The organism is Pseudomonas rhizoryzae (assembly GCF_005250615.1).
Taxonomy (GTDB): Bacteria; Pseudomonadota; Gammaproteobacteria; order Pseudomonadales; family Pseudomonadaceae; genus Chryseomonas; species Chryseomonas rhizoryzae.
Genome location: NZ_SULM01000017.1, coordinates 52,919 through 74,779, shown reverse-complemented (window position 1 = coordinate 74,779; position 21,861 = coordinate 52,919). Strand labels below are relative to the sequence as shown.

26 protein-coding genes and 1 rRNA gene are annotated in these 21,861 nt (G+C 64.9%); 19 read left to right on the top strand and 8 right to left on the bottom strand.

The window, feature by feature from the left end:
* Positions 1-21 precede the first annotated feature (21 nt).
* The 6 genes from rrf (at position 22) to FAZ11_RS22430 (ending at position 3,964) form a co-directional block, all read left to right on the top strand.
* A 5S ribosomal RNA gene (gene rrf / locus FAZ11_RS22455) occupies positions 22-137 on the top strand.
* Positions 138-222: 85 nt separating this feature from the next.
* Complete coding sequence (birA, locus tag FAZ11_RS22450; protein ID WP_058773907.1) at positions 223-1,170, top strand: bifunctional biotin--[acetyl-CoA-carboxylase] ligase/biotin operon repressor BirA; 948 nt, start codon at positions 223-225, stop codon at positions 1,168-1,170.
* On the top strand, positions 1,160-1,912 hold the full coding sequence (locus tag FAZ11_RS22445; protein ID WP_058765543.1) for a type III pantothenate kinase: 753 nt from the start codon (positions 1,160-1,162) through the stop codon (positions 1,910-1,912). Before birA ends, FAZ11_RS22445 begins: the two co-directional genes overlap by 11 nt.
* Positions 1,909-2,088 carry a hypothetical protein gene (locus FAZ11_RS22440; RefSeq protein ID WP_037006863.1) on the top strand — a complete coding sequence of 60 codons (180 nt, stop codon included), beginning with the start codon at positions 1,909-1,911 and terminating at the stop codon, positions 2,086-2,088. Before FAZ11_RS22445 ends, FAZ11_RS22440 begins: the two co-directional genes overlap by 4 nt.
* Positions 2,089-2,116: 28 nt before the next feature.
* Positions 2,117-2,575, top strand: a complete 459-nt coding sequence (locus FAZ11_RS22435; protein ID WP_058773906.1) for a DUF3301 domain-containing protein — start codon at positions 2,117-2,119, stop codon at positions 2,573-2,575.
* A 96-nt stretch (positions 2,576-2,671) separates the two neighbouring features.
* Positions 2,672-3,964: an MFS transporter gene (locus FAZ11_RS22430; RefSeq protein WP_058773905.1), complete on the top strand. Its 1,293-nt coding sequence runs from the start codon at positions 2,672-2,674 to the stop codon at positions 3,962-3,964.
* Between the two features lie 39 nt (positions 3,965-4,003).
* On the opposite strand, the gene FAZ11_RS22425 is transcribed toward FAZ11_RS22430, so the two are convergent.
* Together FAZ11_RS22425 and FAZ11_RS22420 are read right to left on the bottom strand one after the other, a co-directional pair.
* Positions 4,004-4,393 (bottom strand): hypothetical protein, encoded by a 390-nt coding sequence (locus tag FAZ11_RS22425; RefSeq protein WP_058773904.1) that lies wholly within the window; start codon positions 4,391-4,393, stop codon positions 4,004-4,006.
* 119 nt (positions 4,394-4,512) lie between these two features.
* On the bottom strand, positions 4,513-5,448 hold the full coding sequence (locus tag FAZ11_RS22420) for an alpha/beta hydrolase (RefSeq protein ID WP_058787251.1): 936 nt from the start codon (positions 5,446-5,448) through the stop codon (positions 4,513-4,515).
* A gap of 140 nt (positions 5,449-5,588) precedes the next feature.
* Between FAZ11_RS22420 and FAZ11_RS22415 the strand changes: the two genes are divergently transcribed.
* The 9 genes from FAZ11_RS22415 (at position 5,589) to FAZ11_RS22375 (ending at position 12,823) form a co-directional block, all read left to right on the top strand.
* A complete protein-coding gene (locus FAZ11_RS22415; protein ID WP_058769217.1) occupies positions 5,589-6,107 on the top strand; it encodes a hypothetical protein in 519 nt (172 codons plus the stop codon).
* Entirely contained in the window at positions 6,104-6,490 is a 387-nt protein-coding gene (locus FAZ11_RS22410) for a DUF3140 domain-containing protein (RefSeq protein WP_058773902.1), read from the top strand. Before FAZ11_RS22415 ends, FAZ11_RS22410 begins: the two co-directional genes overlap by 4 nt.
* Before the next feature lie 144 nt (positions 6,491-6,634).
* Positions 6,635-7,525, top strand: coding sequence for an EamA family transporter (locus tag FAZ11_RS22405; RefSeq protein ID WP_137279600.1), 891 nt, complete (start codon positions 6,635-6,637; stop codon positions 7,523-7,525).
* Between the two features lie 56 nt (positions 7,526-7,581).
* On the top strand, positions 7,582-8,364 hold the full coding sequence (locus tag FAZ11_RS22400; RefSeq protein ID WP_058794124.1) for a DeoR/GlpR family DNA-binding transcription regulator: 783 nt from the start codon (positions 7,582-7,584) through the stop codon (positions 8,362-8,364).
* Positions 8,365-8,385: 21 nt separating this feature from the next.
* Positions 8,386-9,519: an MFS transporter gene (locus tag FAZ11_RS22395; protein ID WP_137279599.1), complete on the top strand. Its 1,134-nt coding sequence runs from the start codon at positions 8,386-8,388 to the stop codon at positions 9,517-9,519.
* Positions 9,520-9,774: 255 nt separating this feature from the next.
* Complete coding sequence (locus FAZ11_RS22390; RefSeq protein WP_137279598.1) at positions 9,775-11,823, top strand: AsmA family protein; 2,049 nt, start codon at positions 9,775-9,777, stop codon at positions 11,821-11,823.
* 130 nt (positions 11,824-11,953) lie between these two features.
* On the top strand, positions 11,954-12,190 hold the full coding sequence (locus FAZ11_RS22385) for a hypothetical protein (protein WP_058765520.1): 237 nt from the start codon (positions 11,954-11,956) through the stop codon (positions 12,188-12,190).
* Positions 12,187-12,408 carry a YgdI/YgdR family lipoprotein gene (locus tag FAZ11_RS22380; protein ID WP_058785085.1) on the top strand — a complete coding sequence of 74 codons (222 nt, stop codon included), beginning with the start codon at positions 12,187-12,189 and terminating at the stop codon, positions 12,406-12,408. The genes FAZ11_RS22385 and FAZ11_RS22380 overlap by 4 nt, the downstream gene beginning before the upstream one ends.
* A 13-nt stretch (positions 12,409-12,421) precedes the next feature.
* Positions 12,422-12,823 carry a Rho termination factor N-terminal domain-containing protein gene (locus FAZ11_RS22375; RefSeq protein WP_058785084.1) on the top strand — a complete coding sequence of 134 codons (402 nt, stop codon included), beginning with the start codon at positions 12,422-12,424 and terminating at the stop codon, positions 12,821-12,823.
* Between the two features lie 56 nt (positions 12,824-12,879).
* On the opposite strand, the gene FAZ11_RS22370 is transcribed toward FAZ11_RS22375, so the two are convergent.
* The 4 genes from FAZ11_RS22370 to FAZ11_RS22355 all read right to left on the bottom strand — a co-directional run bounded on the left by FAZ11_RS22370 (position 12,880) and on the right by FAZ11_RS22355 (position 17,203).
* Positions 12,880-14,073: a class I SAM-dependent rRNA methyltransferase gene (locus FAZ11_RS22370; protein WP_058769224.1), complete on the bottom strand. Its 1,194-nt coding sequence runs from the start codon at positions 14,071-14,073 to the stop codon at positions 12,880-12,882.
* A gap of 67 nt (positions 14,074-14,140) precedes the next feature.
* Positions 14,141-14,380, bottom strand: coding sequence for a hypothetical protein (locus tag FAZ11_RS22365; protein ID WP_058773885.1), 240 nt, complete (start codon positions 14,378-14,380; stop codon positions 14,141-14,143).
* A gap of 58 nt (positions 14,381-14,438) precedes the next feature.
* Positions 14,439-14,825: a Cu(I)-responsive transcriptional regulator gene (gene cueR, locus FAZ11_RS22360; protein WP_137279597.1), complete on the bottom strand. Its 387-nt coding sequence runs from the start codon at positions 14,823-14,825 to the stop codon at positions 14,439-14,441.
* Complete coding sequence (locus FAZ11_RS22355; protein ID WP_275670946.1) at positions 14,822-17,203, bottom strand: heavy metal translocating P-type ATPase; 2,382 nt, start codon at positions 17,201-17,203, stop codon at positions 14,822-14,824. Before FAZ11_RS22355 ends, cueR begins: the two co-directional genes overlap by 4 nt.
* A 124-nt stretch (positions 17,204-17,327) precedes the next feature.
* Here FAZ11_RS22355 and FAZ11_RS22350 point away from each other — a divergent pair, with 124 nt between their 5' ends.
* On the top strand, positions 17,328-17,522 hold the full coding sequence (locus tag FAZ11_RS22350) for a cation transporter (protein ID WP_058765506.1): 195 nt from the start codon (positions 17,328-17,330) through the stop codon (positions 17,520-17,522).
* Here the strand turns inward: FAZ11_RS22350 and FAZ11_RS22345 are convergent.
* Positions 17,504-18,133, bottom strand: coding sequence for a TetR family transcriptional regulator (locus tag FAZ11_RS22345; RefSeq protein WP_058769227.1), 630 nt, complete (start codon positions 18,131-18,133; stop codon positions 17,504-17,506). The genes FAZ11_RS22350 and FAZ11_RS22345 overlap by 19 nt on opposite strands.
* Positions 18,134-18,245: 112 nt before the next feature.
* Here FAZ11_RS22345 and FAZ11_RS22340 point away from each other — a divergent pair, with 112 nt between their 5' ends.
* The 3 genes from FAZ11_RS22340 (at position 18,246) to zapE (ending at position 21,005) form a co-directional block, all read left to right on the top strand.
* Complete coding sequence (locus FAZ11_RS22340; protein ID WP_058765501.1) at positions 18,246-19,418, top strand: multidrug effflux MFS transporter; 1,173 nt, start codon at positions 18,246-18,248, stop codon at positions 19,416-19,418.
* Positions 19,419-19,487: 69 nt separating this feature from the next.
* Positions 19,488-19,874: an MAPEG family protein gene (locus FAZ11_RS22335; RefSeq protein ID WP_058765499.1), complete on the top strand. Its 387-nt coding sequence runs from the start codon at positions 19,488-19,490 to the stop codon at positions 19,872-19,874.
* An 81-nt stretch (positions 19,875-19,955) separates the two neighbouring features.
* Positions 19,956-21,005 carry a cell division protein ZapE gene (gene zapE / locus FAZ11_RS22330; protein WP_058773882.1) on the top strand — a complete coding sequence of 350 codons (1,050 nt, stop codon included), beginning with the start codon at positions 19,956-19,958 and terminating at the stop codon, positions 21,003-21,005.
* A 185-nt stretch (positions 21,006-21,190) separates the two neighbouring features.
* Here the strand turns inward: zapE and FAZ11_RS22325 are convergent, their stop codons facing one another.
* Positions 21,191-21,829, bottom strand: a complete 639-nt coding sequence (locus tag FAZ11_RS22325; RefSeq protein WP_058787323.1) for a hypothetical protein — start codon at positions 21,827-21,829, stop codon at positions 21,191-21,193.
* Positions 21,830-21,861: the final 32 nt, after the last annotated feature.

Here is a 21,861-nt window from a genome sequence, read left to right as displayed (position 1 = left end):
CCTGGCCAGCCAACCGAATTGCTTGACGAACATAGAGCATTGGAACCACCTGATCCCTTCCCGAACTCAGAAGTGAAACGATGCATCGCCGATGGTAGTGTGGGGTTTCCCCATGTGAGAGTAGGTCATCGTCAAGCGCCTAATACCCAACACCCCCGCTCAGTTCACTCTGGCGGGGGTGTTGTCTTTGGGGCGGAAGAAAGTCGAACCGGAGGTTCGAGCATGCCGTTGCTGAAACTGCTGAGTGATGGGAAATTTCATTCCGGCGTGGAGCTGGGAGAGGCCTTGAGCGTTTCTCGGAGTGCCATCTGGAAGCGGCTGAAGACACTTGGCGAAGACTTCGGGATCGAGGTGTTCAAGGTGCCAGGCAGAGGGTATCGACTGGAAGAACCCCTGTATCTGCTGGATGGCGAGCGGATCGCCCAGCAGGGCGGTTGGCCGGTTACGGTGCTCGCCTCGATAGACTCCACCAATGCGGAGGCGCAACGCCGGCTGCAGCAGCACCAACTCCCCCCTTTCGCCCTGCTGGCCGAGCATCAACAAGCAGGGCGGGGACGACGCGGTAGAGCCTGGGTCAGTCCCTATGGCAAGAATCTGTATCTGACCGCCGTGGTGTCCAGCCAGGGTGGCATTCAGAAACTTCAGGCCCTGAGCCTGACCATGGGTTTGGCGGTCATCCGTACCCTGCAGCAACTAGGTATCGAAGACGCCTGCCTGAAATGGCCGAACGATGTGCTGGTCAGAGGTCGGAAGCTGGCGGGTATTCTCATCGAGTTGTCGGGCGATCCGCAGGATACCTGCCAGGCCATCATCGGTATTGGTATCAACGTCAACATGCGGCTGGCCGACAATATCGACCAACCCTGGATTTCCATGGCCGAGGCGCTCGGTGGCTTGCAGGATCGCAACGCAGTCGCCGCCTTGCTGCTACGGGAAATCGAATCTCTTTGGCACATTCATCGGCAGTCGGGATTCGCCGTCCTGCGTAGCGAGTGGGAGCGGTATCATGGCTGGCAAGGTCGAGCGGTTACCCTTTCTTCGGGGGTTCGCTGTATCCAGGGCACAGTGGAAGGAGTTGCCGAAGATGGGGCCATTCTCATGCGCGTGAATGGGCAGACACAGGCGTTCAGTGGTGGTGAATTGAGTCTGAGCCTAGATCATGATTCTTGAACTCGATTGTGGTAACAGCCTCATCAAGTGGCGGCTAGTCGATCCCAGGGCTGAAGCCATCACCACGGGCATCGTTGAGAGCGATGATGCCTTGATCGCTGCCTTGTCCCAGCCGGATGCACCAACCTTCACGGCTTGCCGACTGGTCAGTGTCCGGAGCGACGAAGAGACCCAGCAACTCAAGGAGCGCTTGAGCGCTACCTTCGGTATCGTCTGTCATCAGGCGCTGCCTGTAGAGAGCTGGAAGGGTGTCCGCAATGGTTACCGGGATCATCAACGGTTGGGGATGGATCGCTGGCTGGTGATCCTGGCGGCGGTCCAGTTGGCGCAGGGCAAGGCCTGTGTGGTGCTGGACCTGGGCACGGCGGTCACCGCGGATCTGGTCGATGCCCAGGGTGAACACCAGGGCGGATTCATTTGTCCGGGTATTCCGTTGATGCGTCGGGAATTGCAGACCCACACCCGCCGTATCCGCTACGATCCACATTGGGCCAGTGGTGAACGCTACGAGGCGCCGGGACGCACGACCATCGAGGCGGTCGAGCGTGGTTGTCTCTATATGCTCAAGGGCTTCGTGCGTACGCAGTACGAACTGGCACAAGAGATGTTCGCCGAGGGTTGTGAGATATTTTTGACCGGCGGTGACGCGGAACTGGTCAAGCATGTCGTTCCAGGCGCGCGGATCGTGCCCGATATGGTGTTTGCTGGATTGGCTTTGGCGTGTCCGCTCGAGAATGAATGATGCGTTGGTTGTTTCTGCTATTGGTGGTTCTAAACGTTTTCTACTACATATGGCATCAACAACAGGTGCCTTTGTTAGGTAAGGAAATCGCCCCTCTGGCGCTGTACAAAGGCGAGCGTGAGAACATTCGCCTGTTGAACGAGACGGCATCCGGTGACGCGGCGCGGCGTCAGTGACGGCGGTACCTTTCGATGAGGAGCAAAGATGCTGACGCTAGGTAATCTCTGCCTGTTGCTGGGCGCGGTCGGCATCGGTCTGAGCTTCTGGCACGCCCGCGGGATTCGCGAGCGGGCATTGGTGCTGGCGGAGCAGGAGTGTCGTCGACGCAACGTGACGTTGCTCGATGGTGCCGTGGCGTTCTCCCGCTATCGCTGGCTGGCCGATGCCAAGGGGCGCAAGCGCCTAGCCCGGCTGTTCGCCTTCGAATTCACGGTGACCGGTGAAGAACGGCTGAATGCGTGCCTGGCGTTGTTCGGCAAGGTGCTCGCTAAGGTTGAGTTCGCACCTTTCGTGGTGCCGGAGGTCGAACGGCCCGCGGCGGATTCGGTGATGGCTTCGGCCCCGGCGTATCAGGCCAAGCCGGAACATGGTCAGGTGGTCTATCTGGACCAGTGGCGGCAGCGACAGCGTACCGAGACCGATCGGCGCCAAGAGTCGGAGTGACCTCCGGCCTGCGCCTTCAAAATTATCCCTTTCGAGTAGTCCCAATGGTCAGCGAAGGCTGGCCTGCCTGGCTTTTCGCTTTTTTATGTGACTCTGATGTTCAGCCCTCTGATTACCTTTCCTGCGCTCTATTTTGCCACGCTGCTCATGTTGGCCGGTTCCGGCCTGTTCACCACCTATATCGGCCTGCGGCTCACTGAGCAGGGCGCGGGCGATATCTGGACTGGCGCCCTGATGGCTGCCTACTACTTCGGCTTGGTCTGTGGTGGCAAGTTCGGCCACCGGCTGATCGCCGGGGTGGGCCATATCCGCTCCTATGTGGCCTGCGCCGGCGCGGCGACGGTCACGGTGCTCATCCATGCGCTGGTGGACGATCTCAACATCTGGATCGCGCTGAGATTCATCATGGGCGTGGTGATGATGAACCAGTACATGGTGATCGAGAGCTGGCTCAACGAACAGGCGGAAAACCATCAGCGTGGCAAGGTGTTCGCCGGCTACATGGTGGCGGTGGATCTGGGTCTGGTGATCGGTCAGGCGCTGCTGGCCTGGCATCCGCAGCTCGATTACAAGCCGTTGCTGCTGGTGGCCATCTGTTTCGCGTCCTGCCTGATTCCCCTGGCGATGACGCGGCGGGTGCACCCGGCCAAGCTGGTGGCGGCGCCTCTGGAAATTCGCTTCTTCTGGAAGCGGGTGCCGCAATCGCTGGTGACCATCTTTACCGCAGGGTTGCTGGTTGGGGGGTTCTACGGCTTGGCACCGGTGTTCGCCAGTCGCAGCGGTCTGGATACGGCCCAGGCGAGTTTCTATGTCGGGATGTGCATCGTGGCGGGCTTCTGTGCCCAGTGGCCGCTGGGTTGGCTGTCGGATCGTTTCGATCGCTGCAAGCTGATCCGCGGCAATGCGGTACTGCTATGTATCGCGGCCGTACCGCTGTGGGGACTGGTGACCTTGCCCTATCCCTGGCTGCTGACCGCAGGTTTCGTCTCGGGGATGCTGCTGTTCACCCTCTATCCCCTGGCGACAGCCTTCGCCAATGACCACGTGGAGCCCGAGCGGCGGGTGGAGTTGTCGGCGATGCTGCTGACGACCTACGGTGTCGGTGCCTGTATTGGTCCCTTGCTGGCCGGTGTGGCCATGGAGCATTTCGGGCCGGGCATGTTCTATGTGCTGGCTTCGGCCTACGCGCTGATCCTGGTGTTCTTCGTGCAGCCGCGCTTCGTCAGTGGCGAGCATCGGCTGGACGAGGCGCCCCTGCATCACGTGGCGATGCCGGATACGGTGAGTCCGATGGCGGCGGCCTTGGATCCGCGGATCGATGAGGTACCGCAGGGTTTGGTGGTGGAGGCTCCCGCCAGTATCGGTCCGGGTAGCGACAAGCCGTCTTGAGCGAGCCCGGCGCAAGGCCGGGCAGGGAGAGGCGATCGATCAGGCCTGGCTATGCTGGGCTGCTGCGATCAGAGGGTCCAGGGTGCGCGCCGAGCCGTTTTCAGCGACGAAGCGCTCCTGTAGACGCTGTTGTTGGCGCTCGATCAGGTGACCCATCGGGCGTTGCGCCGATTCTTCGGCAATCCGGCGATCCTGCACGCGCTGCTGCTGTTGCTTGATGACCTCACCCAGGGGGCGCAGGCTGGATTCTTCGGCGATCTTGCGGTCTTGCAGGCGCTGCTGCTGTTGCTTGATCAACTCGCCGAGCGGACGCTGGCTGGACTCTTCGGCGATTTGGGTGGCCGTGCTGGGGGTGAAAGCGAAGTCCTGGGCGAAGGTGTTCAGGGCCAGGGCGGTCAGGGCGAAACCGAAAGCGATACGCAGGTTCATGGCGGTGTCCTCGGGGAAACTGTTCTGGAGTGAGTTCAGTATCCGGTTGAGGACGGCCAGGAAAAAATAGACTGGCGAGATAGTGACTATCATCGCCGTCGATGACCTAGGCGAAACGCCTAGCCTCCCGTCGATGATTCCCCTTCGTTTCCCTGGGTTATCCGAGCGGCGCCGAATACCTGACGGAGCGCCTCGGCATAGTCGCGCGTGCCTATCACCATGCTGTTGGAGTGGCTCCCGCCGGGTACCAGCAGCAGGCGCTTGGGCGGTCGCGCCGCGGCATAGAGGGCCTCGCTGAAGCGCGGCGGGACATAGCGGTCGTCGCTGCCGTGGACGATGAGGACCGGGAGGCGAATGTCTGGGATCTTGTCGAGGGAGTCAAATTTCTCCGACATCAGCCAGCGCAGCGGAAAGCGGGTGTCGACCACCGCCGAGGCGGCGTCGGCCAGAGTGGTGAAGGTGGACTCGATGATGAGGCCGGCGGCGGCTGGATAGTCACCCGCGGGGTCGTCAGCGCGGGCGATGCGCCAGGCCAGGTCAACCGCCACGGCGCCGCCGAGGGAGTGGCCGTAGATGTATCTCTTGCGCGCATCGGGTTGCAGGCTTTGCAGGTACTTCCAGGCGCTGCGCGCATCGGCATAGACGCTGCGTTCTGAGGGTAGCTCGCCGGGGCTTTCGCCGAAGCCACGATAGTCGATGGCGAGCACCGAGTAACCCAGTTGACGCAGGGTCGCGAGGCGCCGCACCTGGGCCGTCAGATTCCAGCGGGTACCGTGCAGATAGAGCACTGTGGGGGCGTCCGGGCGCCGCGCCGGCCACCACCAGGCGTGGATGTACTCGGTACCCTGTAGCACGCTGCTGACCGGGATATTGAGCTGACGGACGCCTTCGGGAACGCCGGTGAACCAGCTGGCGTTGCCCGGCTCGATGCTGAATACCCATTGGCGTTCGCGATAGGCCAGTTCCGAGCAGCCATAGGGTACGCCGATGCCCACCAGCAGGGTGACGAAGAGCAGGGGAATCCAGCGGCGGCGGAGCAGGGTAGCGAGCGACATGGCGGTTTCCGGCTACAAGGTGGGCAGGGGGGCTGCTGCGCCCAGGGTAGGGGCGTTCGTCGCCTGGGGCGAACCCCCGTTTCGGTTGGACAGTCATCCCTATGACAGCGACTGCAATGACCCCCACTTGAGGTGCAGCCATGAGTGCCACGGCCAAGAAGAGCGATCCCGAACTCTGGGAAAAGGTGAAGCGAGAGATTACCGAGGGCGACAAGGGCGGCAAGCCCGGCCAGTGGTCGGCGCGCAAGGCGCAACTGGCTGCCCAGGAATACCAGAAGCGCGGTGGAGATTACGAGGGCGGCAAGAGCAAGGACAACCACCTGCAACAGTGGACCGACGAGAAGTGGGATACCCGCTCCGGCAAGAAATCCGCGGAGACCGGTGAGCGCTATCTGCCGGAAAAGGCGCGGGATTCCTTGAGCAAGGACGAGTACGAACGTAGCACTACTAAGAAACGCCGTGATACGCGGCGGGGCAAGCAGCATTCCAAGCAACCCGCCGACGTCGCGCGCAAGACGGCGGCAGCCCGCAAGTCAGGGCTGGCCGATCTCACCAAGGACGAATTGATGAAACGTGCGGCGCGCCGTGAGGTACGCGGTCGGTCACGCATGAAGAAGGACGAACTGGTGAAGGCGTTGCAAAAGGCAGGTGAAAAATGACTACCAAGAAACCCTCCGACGACGACAAGAAGGAACTGCGCAGCGAGTTCAAGCAGGTGGTCAACATGACGCCTACCCAGCTGCGCAAATGGCTCAGCGGTGATACTAGCAAGGGCGTGGGCATGACCAAGGGCGGCAAGAAGGTCACCGCGGCCAACGACGGCAAGGCCGTAGGTCATGCCATGGGCGAGCGCATCCTGGAGATCAAGGGCAAACGCCAGGCCGAGCTGGAAGACGATGACTACCAAGCCATGCGCAAGGTGATCGGCTATGTGCATCGGCATCTCAAGCAGCGGCCGGAGGGCGATATCGAGGATTCGCGCTGGCGCAAGTCGCTAATGAACTGGGGCCACGATCCCTTGCGTGACAAGCGCAGTGCCTGATCCCAACGAACCGCAGCTCTGGCTGCGGTTTTCGTTTGGCGAGAGTGATTGGCCAAATTTGTGGGTAACTGTGACGACGTGAAACGGACGTAAAGGAGTAGGGTAGCAGCCTATCAATTTGTCTGATGTTTCGAGGAGTCGTGCATGTCACCCAGGGATCTGCTGCTGGCGTTGGTCGTCATTCTGGCCTGGGGGGTGAACTTCGTGGTCATCAAGCTTGGCCTACAGGGCGTACCGCCGATGTTGCTGGGTGCGCTGAGATTCTGTCTGGCGGCTTTCCCGGCCATTCTCTTCGTCCGGCGGCCCCAGGTGTCCTGGCGGCTGTTGCTGGCTTATGGGTTGACCATTTCCCTTGGCCAGTTCGCCTTTCTGTTTTCCGCCATGTATGTGGGCATGCCGGCCGGCCTGGCCTCGCTGGTGTTGCAAGCCCAGGCCTTCTTTACCCTGGCCTTCGCCGCCAGCCTGCTCGGTGAAAAGGTGCGACGCGCCAGCCTGGTCGGCCTGCTGGTGGCTGCCCTGGGCCTGTTGCTGATCGGTACCGAGCATGGCGTGAGCATGACCCTGGCCGGTTTTCTGCTGACTCTGGCGGCAGCGGCCATGTGGGGACTGGGCAACATCGTCACCAAGAAGATCGGCAAGGTCGACATGCTCGGCCTGGTGGTCTGGGGCAGTCTGATTCCGCCCATTCCCTTCTTCATCCTGTCCTGGCTGCTCGAAGGACCGGAGCGGATGGCCACGGCGCTGTCCTCGTTGTCGGGCAGTTCCCTGTTCGCCATCGTCTATCTCGCCTTCATCGCCACGCTGCTGGGCTACGGTATCTGGAGCCGCTTGTTGTCGCGCTACCCGGCCGGCCAGGTGGCGCCTTTCTCCTTGCTGGTGCCGGTGGTGGGACTGAGCTCGGCGGCCGTGCTGCTGGGTGAGCAGATGACCATCCAGCAGGAACTGGGTGGTCTGGCGGTGATGCTGGGCTTGCTGATCAATGTCTTCGGCGGTCGCTGGCTGGATGCCCGCGGTAATGTCTCGCGCAATGCTTGATGTTGCACGTTTTTATTTGATCTTGCATGATTTGCTGATCTTCCTGGAGTATCAGCATGAATGCAGCCATTCACCTACCCGAAGAGCGGCAAGCCGCGATCCTGGCGCTGCTGCGTGAGCGTGGCCGGGTGCTGTCGGCCGAGCTGGCCGAGACCTGGGGCATATCCGAAGACAGCGTGAGGCGCGACCTGCGTGAGTTGGCGCGCCAGGGCTTGTGTCGGCGGGTCTATGGCGGTGCGCTCTCGTTGTTGACGCCACCGGAGGCGCTCCCGACCCGCATCGGTCAGGGTGAGGCGGCTAAGCAGGCGCTGGGGCAGGCGGCGGCGGCCTTGGTGCAGCGTGGGCAACTGCTGCTGTTGGATGCCGGCTCGACCAATCTGGCCATCGCCCAGGCCTTGCCTCTCGATCACGACCTGACCGTGGCCACCAATGCCCCGCTGATCGCCGCGGCGCTGTTGCAGCGCCAGGGCATCCGGGTGCTGATGATCGGCGGGCTAGCCGCACCGGACTCGGGGGCCTGTCTGGGTGCGCGGGCACTGCGCGATCTACGGGCGATACGGGCTGATCTGGCCTTCCTCGGCACCTGCGCCCTGGCACGGGAAACCGGGGTGACCGGCTTCGATCTGGAAGAGGCCGAGTTCAAGGCCGCGGTGGCGGAGCAGAGCACCAGGGTGGCCGTCGCGGTGACCGCCGAGAAGCTCGACAGCGTGGCTTTCTATCATGTGCTGGACCTCGACCGGGTGAGCCATCTGGTGGTGGAGGCCGAGCTGAGTGAGGAACGCTTGCAGCCCTATAGAGACGCCGGGCTGCACCTGCACCAGGCCAAGCGCGACCGCTAAGCCTCCTCTACAAGGATCCCCATGACCTCTGCCGTACTGCGTCGCCAACGTCGTGCCACCTTTACCGTCTTTCTCGCCAATGGCTGCGGGATTGGCGGTTGGGCGGCGGCCATTCCCGAGCTCAAGCGCGATCTGGCGCTGGGGGACGGCCAGCTCAGTCTGGTACTGCTCGCCGTCGCCCTGGGCGCCATGCTGACCATGCCCTTCGCCGGCGTGCTGGTGCCGCGCCTGGGCGGTACCGGGCGGCTCACCCGCTGCGGCATCCTGGCCTTCGTGCTGGTGCTGATCTGGCCGGGGGCGGCGCCGTCGCTCGCCTGGCTGTTGCCCTGCGCGCTGTTGCTGGGCGCCTGCAATGGGCTGATCGACGTGGCCATGAATGCTCATGCCAGCGATGTGGAGAGTCGCTGGGACGGTCCCCTGATGTCGTCCTTCCATGCCGCCTTCAGCCTGGGCGGCTTTCTTGGCGCCGGTCTGGGGGCGCTGGTGCTGCACCTGGGGGCTTCGGCCTTTGCGGTGCTCCTGACGGCCGCGCTGGTGGCCTTGGTGTTGGCCCTGCCGGCTGCCCTGGCGCTGGATGAGGGGGATCGCAGACCGGTGAGCCATGCCTTGCGGCTACCGGATCGGCGTGTGCTGGCGTTGGGCTTGATCGCCCTGGGTTGCCTGATGCTGGAAGGCGCCATGACCGACTGGAGCGCCGTCTACCTGGACCAGGTGGGCGGGGCGACACCGGTGGTCGCGACCCTCGGCTACGCCGCCTTTTCGCTGACCATGCTGATCGGTCGCCTCTGTGGTGACGGCATCCGGCGGCGCTTCGGTGGCCCCCAGGTGATCTCTGGCGGTGCGCTGCTGGCCACCCTGGGACTGGCCGTGGCGGTGCTGATGCCGGCGCCCTGGACGGCGATCCTAGGCTTCGCCTTGGTCGGCCTGGGCCTTTCCAATGTGGTGCCGGCCGCTTTCAGCGCCGCGGGCCAGGTGGCCGAGACCCCGGCCACTGGCATTGCCATGACCGCCACCGCCGGCTACCTGGGTTTCCTGCTCGGGCCACCGCTGATCGGCGCCGTGGCGGGGCAGGTGGGGCTGCGTGGCAGCCTGCTGCTGCTGACCCTGATCGGAGTGGCGGTGGCGCTGCTAGCGCTGCGTCAGCGCAAGACCTAGGAGCCTGTTCAAAGGCTGCTGCGCGTCGGCCAAACGGCGTTGAAAAGCCCCTGGGTCGCCAGCCCGGTCGGAATGCTCATTTACCATTCGTAAACTCGTACGCGAGCCCGGTCCGCTTCCTCAGGTCTTTTCGTGGGGCCGCTTAGGCCTTGTTTATCTCCAGCTAGCGAGCCTTTGAACAGGCTCCGAGCCCTATCCAGGGAACCCCGCTGCGCTGAGCAGACCCAAGGAGAACGGAAAGACAAGGAGGCGGCCATGACGCGCCCACGCAAGATCCTCGCCTGGCTGCTGGGAATCATCCTGCTGCTGCTCGTGTTGCTGGTGGTGGTATTGGCCACCTTCGACTGGAATCGCCTCAAGCCGACCCTCAACGAGCAGGTGTCGAGCGCCTTGCAGCGGCCGTTCGCCATCGAGGGCAATCTGGGCGTGGTCTGGCAACGTGAGCCCGACCAGGGCGGCTGGCGCGCCTGGATTCCCTGGCCGCACATCGCCGCCGAAGACCTGACCCTCGGCAATCCGGACTGGGCCAAGGAGAAGACCTTCGTCCATCTCGACCGGGTGCAATTAAGAATCTCGCCGCTGGCGCTGCTGGCCAAGCAGATCTACATCCCGCGCATCGCTCTCACCCGGCCAGTGGTGAATGCCCAGCGCCTGGCCGATGGCCGCAACAGCTGGACCTTCGAGACGGCCGATAAGGAGCCCAAGGCCGAGCCTTCGGCCTGGACGGTGGACATTGGCACCATCGGCTTCGACGCCGGCCAGGTCAGTTTCGACGATGCCCAGACCGAGACCCAGCTGCGTGCGCGGATCACCTCGCTGGATGCGCCCATCGCCTACGCCGATTTGGTCGGCAAGCAGGGCACCTCGCGCCAGCGGGCCAACGTCAAGCAGACCCAGGCCTTCCAGTTCGCCGTGGCGGTGGAGGGCCGCTACAAGCAGGTACCGGTCAGCGGCCGTGGCCAGATCGGTGGACTGCTGGCGCTGCAGGATGCCGCTACGCCCTTCCCGATCCAGCTCGACGCCCGCGCCGGGGAGACTCGCGTCCAGCTGTTCGGCACTCTGACCGATCCGCGGCGCCTGGGCGCCCTGGACCTGCACCTGGTCTTGGAAGGCAAGAGCCTGGCGCAGCTCTATCCGCTGACCGGGGTCACCCTGCCGGAGACGGCGCCCTACGCCACCGATGGCCATCTCACGGTCAAGCTCAACGACCCGGCCGGTGCCCGTTTCAGCTATGAAGACTTCAATGGCCGGGTGGGCAAGAGCGACTTGCACGGCGACGTGCTATTCACCAGTGGCCAACCGCGGCCCAAGCTCAGCGGCACCCTGAGGTCCGATCAGTTGCTGTTCGAAGACCTGGCACCGTTGATCGGTGCCGATACCAAGGAGCAGCAGGCGGCCAAGGGCGAGACCAACAAGCAGCCGGCGAACAAGGTGCTGCCGGTATCCGAATTCCGCACCGAGCGCTGGCGGGCCATGGATGCGGACGTGCGCTTCACCGGCAAGCGCATCGTGCAGAACGCGCAACTGCCGATCACCGATCTCAATACCCATGTCCGCCTGACCGACGGAGTGCTGTTACTCGATCCACTGCGCTTCGGCGTGGCAGGTGGCGACCTGAACACCACGGTGCGCCTGGAGGGCAACAAGACGCCCATGCCGGGACGGGTCGATCTGCATGTGCGGCGGGTCAAGCTGAACCAGTTGTTCCCCACCGTGGAAACCATGAAGCGCAGCATGGGTGAGCTCAATGGCGATGCGACCCTGAGCGGCACTGGCAACTCCGTGGCGGCCCTGCTCGGCACCAGCGACGGCGAGCTCAAGCTACTGATGAACGATGGCCGGATCAGCCGCAGCCTGATGGAGTTGGCCGGCCTCAACGTGGGTAACTACCTGGTCGACCGCTTATTCGGCGATGACGAGGTGGAGATCAACTGTGCGGTTGCCGATCTGGACTTCAAGAAGGGGCTGGTGACACCCCAGGTGTTCGTGCTCGACACCGAGAATGCCCTGATCAACGTCACGGGCAGCATCAACCTGGCGACCGAGCAGCTGGACCTCACCGTCGATCCCCACAGCAAGGGCCTGCGCATCTTTTCCCTGCGCTCGCCGCTCTATGTGCGCGGCACCCTGAAGAATCCTTCGCCAGGCGTGAAGGCGCTACCGTTGGCCGCACGCGGCGCGGTGGCGGCCTTGCTGGCGACCTTCGCTGCGCCGGCCGCCGGCCTGCTGGCGCTGGTGGCGCCGAGCAACGAGCAGGGCGCCCAGTGCAGTGCGCTGTTGCAGCAGATGCGGTCGGGGCGTTGAGCTAGAGCGCTTCGAGAGGACTTGACAGATGACCGTTCGGCGGCAGGTAGGGAGTGGCAAAGAACCGCTCTGGTTGCCCGGGCTCTATAGAAGTAACCCGAGTCGGGCAGCCTTTTCGCGGAGACCTCTCATGCGCGACGACACCGATAGCCATTACGAAATCCACTACAAGTTGCTGGGCGAGAGCTACACCGACCGTATCAGCAATCTGGACGTGCCCATCACCGACGTGGTCCGCGATCTGGCCTGTCGGCACCTGGATGCGATCAACGACGAGCGCTTCCAACTGGCCGACATCGAGTCCGGGCAGGCGCTGGTGGCGTTGCACGACGTCTCCATCCATCGCGTTTCGCCGGAAGCTCCATGAAGCGTCTGCTTAGGGGTGGATTGCTGGCCCTGACGTTGATGGGTCTTGCGGCCTGCTCCACTGAAACGGTGGTGACCTTGCAGGATGGCACCCAGTACATCACCGAGAATAGACCCAATGCCAAGACGGCCGACGGCTTCTATGAATTCACCGATGTGGCGGGTCGCCACGTCCGGGTGAAGGCAAGTGACGTGGCCACCATCAAAGCGGAAGAGTAACGAGGAGGCTGCCATGCCCCGCGGCGACAAGTCCAAGTACAGCGACAAACAGGAACGCAAGGCCGAGCACATCGAGGAGAGCTACGAGAAGAAGGGCGTCTCCAAGGATGAAGCCGAAGCGCGGGCCTGGGCGACGGTGAACAAGCAGTCTGGCGGTGGTGAAAAGGCGGGCTCCGGCAAGAGCAAGAGCGATACCGCCAAGCGCGCTGATCGTAAGGATTCGGCCCGGCGGGCAGTGGCCACCAAGCAAGGCCAGTCGCCGAACAGCGGGCGGGCGTCGGCACGACGCTCGCGCAGCGGTAGTACCTCACTCAGTGACATGACCCGCGACGAGTTGGTGAAGAAGGCGGCTGAGCAGAATGTCCGTGGTCGGTCGCGGATGAAGAAGGATGAGTTGATTCGTGCGCTGAGCTGACAGTCGAATGCGCAAAAAAAAGCCGGACTTGGTCCGGCTTTTTTTGGCCTGATGCTTTAGCTAGGCAGCAATCGGCAGGTCAGGCTCTTGATGTAGCGGGTTTCCGGGATCGCCGGGTGTACCGGGTGATCCGGACCCTGGGCGCCGCGTTCGAGGATCTGCAGGTTGCGATCCAGATGACGGGCGCTGCCGAGCAGGATGTTCTGCAGGTCGTCTTCGGGCAGGTGCATGGAACAAGAGGCACTGACCAGGATGCCGTCCTTGTTGAGCAGGCGCATGGCCTGTTCGTTGAGGCGGCGATAGGCGGCTTCGCCGTTCTTGAGATCCTTGCGCTTCTTGATGAAGGCGGGCGGGTCGGCGACGATGACGTCGAATTTCTCTTCACCGGCCTTGAGCTCCTTGAGCGCTTCGAAGACATCGCCTTCGACGCACACCAGCTTCTCCGCCAGGCCGTTGAGGGTGGCATTGCGCTCTACGCCGTCGAGGGCGAAGCCCGAGGCGTCTACGCACATGACTTCGCTGGCGCCGAAGGCCGCGGCTTGCACGCCCCAGCCGCCGATGTAGCTGAACAGATCGAGTACCCGCTTGCCTTCGACGTAAGGCGCCAGGCGCGCGCGGTTGAGGCGGTGGTCGTAGAACCAGCCGGTCTTCTGGCCTTCGCGCACCGGGGCCTCGAAACGCACGCCGTTTTCTTCCAGCGCCACCCAGTCGGGGACTTCGCCGTAGGCCACTTCCACGTAGCTGGACAGGCCTTCGGCGGTACGGGCGCTGCCGTCGTTCTTCCACAGCACGCCCTGGGGTTTGAACACCTGCAGCAGGGCGGCGAGGATGGCGTCGCGTTGGCGTTCCATGGTGGCCGAGGCGATCTGCACCACCAGGATGTCGTTGAAGCGATCCACTACCAGGCCGGGCAGGAAGTCCGAATCGCCATAGACCAGGCGGTAGCTGTGGCTACCGAACAGCCGCTCGCGCAGGCTCAGGGCGACCTTGAACCGATGCACCAACAGCGACTTGTCCAGCAGATAGCCGGTATCGCGGGAGAACAGGCGGGCGCAGATCAGGTTGTTGGGCGACAGGGCTACCAGGCCCAGCGGCTTGCCGCTGGTGGTTTCCAGGATGGCCTGGTCGCCCGGCTCGAAGGCGGTGAGCGGCGTGGCGACCACGTCCACCTCGTTGCTGTACACCCAGAGGTGTCCGGCGCGCAGACGGCGGTCGGCATTGGCTTTGAGGCGCAGGCGAGGCAGGGTCATGAATCACTCCAACGAAGGGGGCAAAAGCGCGGAATTATAGCGCAAAGCCACCTGGCTGGGCCGGCCGTCAGTCCCGCTGGCTGACCTCGATGTCGCTCAGACCGGCTTCCTGGGCACGGCGGGCGATGCTCGGCTGGGCATGCCGCTCCCAGGGCGCATCGACCACCACCTGGGGCTCCTCGACGTGTTTGATGAGCAGTTGCAGCACGGCTTCTTCCTCGGTGACGGGCTCGAAGCTTTCCAATTCGTGGGTGAGCGGCTCGCCATTGAAGCGATAGCGGATCTGGTAGCGGTGCAGGGTATGCATGGTGGTGCCTCGGCAGCGGGGGATAAGCGATGGACCCCGCCGGGCGGCACCTGTTGCGTCAGCCACCGAGCGTATCGAGGATCGGGCATTCCGGGCTGGCGTCGCCATGGCAGCAGGAGACCAGTTCGTCCAGGGTGCTGCGCAGACGGCTCAACTCGGCGATCTTCAGCTCCAGTTCGGCGATGTGCCGCTTGGCCAACGCCTTGACGTCGGCACTGGCGCGTTGCCGGTCCTGCCAAAGGCTGAGCAACTGGCGGATTTCTTCCAGACTGAAGCCCAGCTCCCGCGAGCGGCGGACGAAGGCCAGCACCCGCAGGTCTTCGGCGCCGTATTGGCGATAGCCATTGTCGGTGCGGCCGGCGGGTGCCAGCAGCCCGATCCGTTCGTAGTAGCGCAGCATCTTGGGGGTGAGCCCACTGGCCTTGGCGGCCTGACCGATGTTCATGACGGGAGGTCTCCAGACGGGCGCCAGCGACCGAGCAACAGGGCATTGGCCAGGACGCTGACGCTGGAAAAGGCCATGGCCGCACCGGCATAGACCGGGTCGAGCAGGCCCAGGGCCGCCAGGGGCAGGCCGATGACATTGTAGATGAAGGCCCAGAACAGATTCTGGCGGATCTTGCGCTGGGTGCGACGGGCGATGTCCAGCGCCGCCACCACCTGGCGCGGGTCTTCTTGCAAGAGGGTGATGCCGGCCGCATGGCGGGCCGCGGCGGTGCCCGAGCCCATGGCGATGCCCAGCTCCGCGGCGGCCAGCGCCGGGGCATCGTTGAGGCCGTCGCCGACCATGGCGACGCCGCCCTTGGTCGCTTGCAGGCGCGCGACCACCGCTGCCTTTTCGGCGGGCAGCACCTCGGCCTCCCACTGCGCGATGCCAAGGGCCTCGGCGACCTGGCGGGCGCTGCCGCGGTTGTCGCCGGTCAGCAGCCAGCTGTCGATACCGTCCGCGCGCAACTGGGCGATGGCGGTGGCGGCGCCGGGGCGGATCTCGTCGCCAAAGGCCAGCAGGCCCAGTACCCGCGGTTGAGCACCGGTTTCCAGTAACCAGGAGAGGGTCAGGCCCTGGTCTTCCCAGGCGCGCGCGGTTTCGGCCAGGGCGCCGGCGTCCAGGCCCTGTTCGCCCAGCAACCGGGTGTTACCCAGGAACAGTGGACGGGTCTGCCAGTGACCCTCTAGGCCACGACCGGGGAGGGCGCGGACGTCGCTGGCCGGCGGGGTGTCCAGGCCGCGTTCGCGACAGGCCAGCAGCACGGCGGCGGCCAGGGGATGCTCGCTGCCTCTCTGCAGGCTGCCGGCCAGACTCAGCAGTTCGCGCTCCTCGATGTCGGGCGCCGTGGCCAACTGGCGCAGGCGCAGCTGGCCGGCGGTCAGGGTGCCGGTCTTGTCGAACACCACGGTGGTCACGCCCTGGGCGCGTTCCAAGGTCTCGGCGTCCTTGATCAGGATGCCGTGGCGCGCCGCTACCCCGGTGCCGGCCATGAGCGCAGCCGGTGTAGCCAGGCCCAGGGCGCAGGGGCAGGCGATGACCAGCACGGCGACGGCGGCGAGCAGGGCGGTTTCCGGGGTGTGGCCGGTCAGCAGCCAGCCGAGCAGCGTGACGAAGGCCAGGCTGACCACCACCGGGACGAAGACCTGGCTGATACGGTCCACCAGCTGCTGGATGGGCGCCTTGGTAGCCTGGGCGTCTTCCACCAGGCGGATGATGCCGGCCAGCACGGATTCGCCGCCCAGGGCGGTGACTTCGATCTCCAGATTACCTTCGCCATTGATGGCACCGCCCACTACCTCGTTGCCGGGGCCCTTGGCGATGGGACGGCTCTCGCCGGTGAGCAGGGCTTCGTCCACCTGACTTTCGCCCTGGCGGATGCGGCCGTCGGCGGGGATGCGCTCCCCTGGACGGATCTGCAGGCGATCACCCAGACGCAGCCGATTGAGGGCGACGTCTTCTGCGTTGCCCTTGGCATCCAGGCGGCGGGCCTGTTCGGGACGCAAGGCTTCCAGGGCGCGCAGGGCGGCGCCGGTGCGGCGCTTGGCGCGGGCCTCCAGGTATTTGCCGAGGCGCACCAGGGCGATGACCATGGCTGCCGTTTCGAAATAGAGATGGGGGCTGTCCTTGACCAGCCAGAGATAGAGACTCAGGCCATAGGCGGCACTGGTACCCAGGGCGACCAGCACGTCCATGTTGCCGCTACGGGCGCGCAAGGCGTGCCAGGCGCCGCGATAGAAGCGGGCACCGACCAGGACCTGCACGGGAGTGGCGAGCAGGAATTGCAGCCAGGCGGGTGGCATCAGGTGCCAACCGAAGGGGGCTAGCAGCATGGGCAGCACCAGGGGCGTGGCGAGCACCAGCGCCAGGGCCAGCTCCCACTGCTCCCAGGGCAATCCTTGGCGGGTGGCGGGGTGGTCCGCTTCGGCGCGGCGATCCTCGGCGCCGTAGCCGGCGGCCTCCACCGCGCCGATCAGGGTCTGGGTCTCGACCGCGGCCAGGGTCTTCACCCGGGCGCGCTCGCTGGCCAGATTGACCTCGGCCGAGAGAACGCCGGGAACACTACGCAAGGCTTTTTCGATCCGGCCGGCGCAGTTGGCGCAGCTCATGCCGGTCAATGCCAGGTCGTGCTCGGCCGCGGCTACCTGGTAGCCGGCGGCACTCACGGCCTCGGCCAGGGCCGGCGCCGCTTCGGCCGGGGCGCTGACCCGCGCCTTTTCGCTGGCCAGGTTGACGCCCGCGGCGGTGACTGCGGGCACCTTCTGCAAGGCACGCTCGACCCGGCCGGCGCAGGCCGCGCAGGTCATACCGGTGATGGAGAATTCGAAGTCGTGCATGGGGACCTCTGTCATCAGTGTTTCGCTCAGTGTTGACCTTGACCCGAGGTCAAGGTCAACACTGGAACCCTGTCCTGGCGTTGGCGTCAGGTGAGAGAGTCAGATCGATAGACAGGAGAGAACCATGCATGTCATCAAGGTGATCGGAATGAGTTGCGCCCACTGCGTGAGCGCCATCGAGGCCGCGGTGCTCAAGGTGGATTCCCGCGCCCGGGTGGAGGTGGATCTGCAGGCGGGCGAGGTACGCATCGACAGTGCCGAGGTGGATGCGCCCTTCCGCGCGGCCATCGAGCAGGCGGGTTACACCGTTGCCGGCTGAGCCCAATCGCGCACGATGGCGCGGAAGAAGGTGGTGAACACCTGCTCGACGTCCAGTAGCGGAGCGAAGGTCTGTTCATCCCGCAGGATGTCGGAGAGGCTTCCGAGGAACAGGCTGTGCAGCAGCCGGCTGGCCAGTTGCGGCGTGACGCCCGGCTGCAGGCGAGCGGCCTGGGCGGTGAAGAGGGCGTCGGTGATGCGGATGAACTGACGCAGGAACTGCAGATCGCGCTCCTCGGCCTCGCGCAACTCTTCGGTGAATTCGCAGCGATGCAGCAGGATGGTCATCACCCGCTGCTCGCGGCCAGGGCGCGAAAATTTGGACAGGCCCTCCACGCAGAGTTTATAGAGCCGCTGCAGGCTGTCTTCTTCGCCATCGATGCGCAGGCGCTCGGTCAGCTCGTCGGCCGGGATTCTTATCTGGCTAAGCATTTCATGGAACAGGTGCGCCTTGTTCTGGAAATGCCAGTACACTGCACCCCGGGTGACCCCGCATTCGCGGGCGATCATTTCCAAGCTGGTACGCGCCACGCCATTGGTCAGGAACAAGGCTTCCGCGGCATCGAGAATGGCTTGGCGGGTCTGTTCGGCTTCTTCTTTCGTGCGGCGCATGGGCGTTCTGACTGGCAGTGGGTCTGCCACGCAGTTTAGCGCGCCTCGCCGCTTTTACAAACAAGATCGTATGTAACTGCGCGGCACGTCCGCTTTCATCGGATCGGCTTCCATGACCTTTCGCCTGCTGTTGATTCTCGGGGCCCTCTCGGCCTTCGCCCCCTTCGCCATCGACATGTACCTGCCCAGCTTCCCCTCGCTGGCCCGGTCCTTCGCCACCGACATCGAACACGTGCAGCTGAGCCTGGCGGTGTATTTCGCCGGTCTGGCCAGCGGCCAACTCTTCTATGGCCCGCTGGCGGACAGGTTCGGCCGCCGCTTGCCGCTGTTGATCGGCATCGGCCTGTTCTGCCTGGCGTCCCTGGGCTGTGCCCTGGCGCCGAGCCTGCCCTGGCTGATCGCCGCACGCTTCGTCCAGGCCCTGGGCGGTTGCGCCGGCATGGTGATCGCCCGCGCCGTGGTGCGTGACCTCTGCGAGCCGATGGCCGCGGCCCGGGCCTTTTCGCAGATCATGCTGGTGACCGGCATCGCGCCCATCATCGCCCCCTTCGCCGGCAGCCTGTTGCTGACCACCTTCGGCTGGCAGGCGATCTTCGTCAGCTTGGCGCTGTTCGCCGCCGCCTGCGGCACCGCCGTGGCGCTCTGGCTCCCGGAGTCGCTACCGGCCCATCACCCGCGCCCGCCACTCAGTGGAGCCCTGCGCAACTACCTACGGCTGCTGCGCGACCGCACCTTCATCGGCCATACCCTGACCGGCGGCGTCGCCATGGCCGGGATGTTCGCCTACATCTCCGGCTCGCCCTTCGTGCTGATCGAACTCTATGGCGTGGCGCCCGAGCACTATGGCTGGGTGTTCGGCCTCAATGCCGCCGGCTTCATCCTGCTCGGCCAGGTCAATGCCCGCCTGGTGGTACGCCAGGGGCCGGCGTTCTGGCTGCGCCGTGCGGTGCTGGCCTATGCCGCCGCGGGGCTGATCCTGCTGCTGGTCGGTGCCTTCCAGCCCAAGGCACTGCCGGTGCTCATGGTGCCGCTGTTCTGCGCCATCGCCCTGCTCGGCGGCATCGTGCCCAATGCCTCGGCCTGCGCTCTGGCCGGGCAGGGCGCCAACGCCGGCAGCGCCTCGGCGCTGATGGGCAGCCTGCAATTCATCCTGGCGGCCCTGGCCTCCAGCAGCGTGGGCGCCCTGCACAATGGCACCGTGGTGCCCATGTGCGCGGTGCTAGCCCTCTGCGCCGTGTCGAGCGCCCTGCTGGCGCGCTGGACCCAGAGCCACGCGACGGCCTGAGTCGGGAGTGGATTTTTTCAGACTGGGCAGGTCAGATAGGCGAACCCTTCCATCCCCAGGGACGCCGACATGACCTTCGCCTACTGGTGCATCTTCCTCGTCTACCTCGTGCCCTATGGCGCGGCCTACTATGCCAAGTTCAAGGGCAGCGGCTTCACGCCCGACGATAACCGTGACCCCCGCAGTTTCCTCGGCAAACTGGAAGGCGCGCGGGCGCGGGCCAACGCCGCTCAGCAGAACGCCTTCGAGATCAATCCGCTGTTCGCCGCAGCGGTGATCGTCGCCCATATCACCGGTGGTGCCGAGCAGGGGACGATCAACTTCTGGGCCTTGCTCTTCCTGCTCAGCCGCATTGCCTACACCTGGCTGTACATTCGCGACCATGCCACCCGCCGCTCGCTGGTGTGGGCCTTTGGCATGTTTTGCTGCCTCTGCCTGTTCATCGCGGCGGCCTGAGTGCAGCGTCGCTGCCGGTCTTGACCGGCAGCGACGACTGTAGCTTCATTAGCGCCCTACCTTTCTCGGCTGGACGCCTGCATGACGTCTCCTTCGCCCGCCCAGCAGGTGCTGGCGCACTTCGCTCAACTCGCCCAGACCCGCGGCTACCTTCTCGATGAGGCGCAGCAGGCGGCCATCGAACGCCTGGCCGAGTTGGCCGATGACCTGCTGCGGCCTCGACTGTTTCGCCGCCACCCCGCGCGTAGCCTCTATCTTTGGGGACCGGTGGGGCGCGGCAAGAGCTTCCTGTTGGACGGCTTCTTCGCCGCCCTGCCATTCGCCGAGAAGCGCCGGGTGCATTTCCATGCCTTCTTTCGCGAACTGCACGAGCGGATGTTCCGCCAACCGCCCGGCATCGATGCTCTGGCCGCCAGCCTAGACGAGCTGCTGGAAGGTTGCCGGCTGCTGTGCTTCGACGAATTCCATGTGCACGACATCGGCGATGCCATGCTCATCACCCGGCTGTTCAAGGCGCTGTTCAGTCGCGGTGTGGTGCTGATCACTACCTCCAACTATCCACCCGAGGGGCTGCTGCCCAATCCGCTGTACCACGAGCGCTTCCTGCCGGCGATCCGCCTGATCGAGACGCGCATGGACATCCTCTCGGTGGCCGGCCCCCAGGACTATCGCAGCGCCAGCCCCGCCGAGCCCGATCCCTTCGGCGTCGGGGCCTATCTCTGGCCGGGCAGCGCCGCCCAGCGTGAGCGCCTGGGGTTACCGCCGCGCGCCGAATCGCGAGTGGACGTGCCAGTGGGCCATCGCCATCTTCCGGCCATTAGCGCCGCGGACGGCCTGCTGCAGTTCAGCTTCGCCGATCTCTGTGAAGGTCCCACCGCGGTACTCGACTACCTGACCCTGAGCGAGACCTGGCCGCGCTGGTTGCTCGATGAGGTACCGCCCCTGCGCGAGGCCAGTCCCGCCGCCCGACAGCGTTTCATCAACCTGGTGGACGTGCTCTACGACCGTCGGCTGGCGCTGTTCCTGGTCAGTGCCGCGCCGCTGGACGAGACCCTGGCCGACAGCGATATCGCCGACATGTCACGCACGCGCAGTCGGTTGTTACAGCTACGGCAGATCGGCCCGGATTAGGTTCTGTACGAAAAATACCTGCGCTCGGTGATGCTTCGTTGAAAAAGGCCTGGATCGCCAGCCCGGTCGGAATGCTCATTTACCGCTCGTAAACTCGAGCGCGAGTCCGATCCGCTTCCTCAGCCTTTTTCGCGGGGCCGCCTAGGCCTCGCCTGACCTTCGCTCGGCGATTTTTCGTACAGAACCTAGCGTTTCAGGCGCAGCGTGGCACTGTCCAGATGCCAGCGACGTTGCTCGGCCGAGGCGCCGTCGACGTCGTTGACGCGGCGTACCTGATAGGTGCCGGTGAAGATCTGGCGGGTGCCATCGTCGAGCCGGGCCGTCACGGTCACCGGGACGCTGACGTACAGCGAGCCCGCCGCCCCTTCCACCGGGCCGAGCTGGCCGAGCGTTACCCGCACGCTGCGGGTCTTGGCATAGCCCTGGCGGAATCTCTCGTAGGAGTTGCCGGGCTGGCCGTCGGCGCCCCACAGCTGCCAGGCGGTGCCGTAGTCCCGGGCAGCCAGCGCGCTGTAGTAGCGCTGGACCACCGCCGCCGCGGCCGCGGCGCTGCTGGGCAGCGGGCCACAGCCGGGCTGCTTGGCCGCTTCGGCATCGCCGAACAGGGCGCAACTGCGGGCGATTTCGTCCTGCAGCAGGGCGCAGCTGTTGGCGGCGTTGCAGGGCGGGCGGGTGGCGGGGGAGAGGGCGCGGCAGGTGGTGGCCAGGACTTGGGCTGGTTTCTGTCCCAGTTCCTGGGCGCAACTGCGCTCGGTAGCGGCCAGGGCTGGGGTGGCGAAAGGCAGGAGCAGCAGGGGACTGCAGAGCAGCCAGCGCGGGATCATGGGTGATCTCCTTGGGTAAAGCGGCAGCCTAG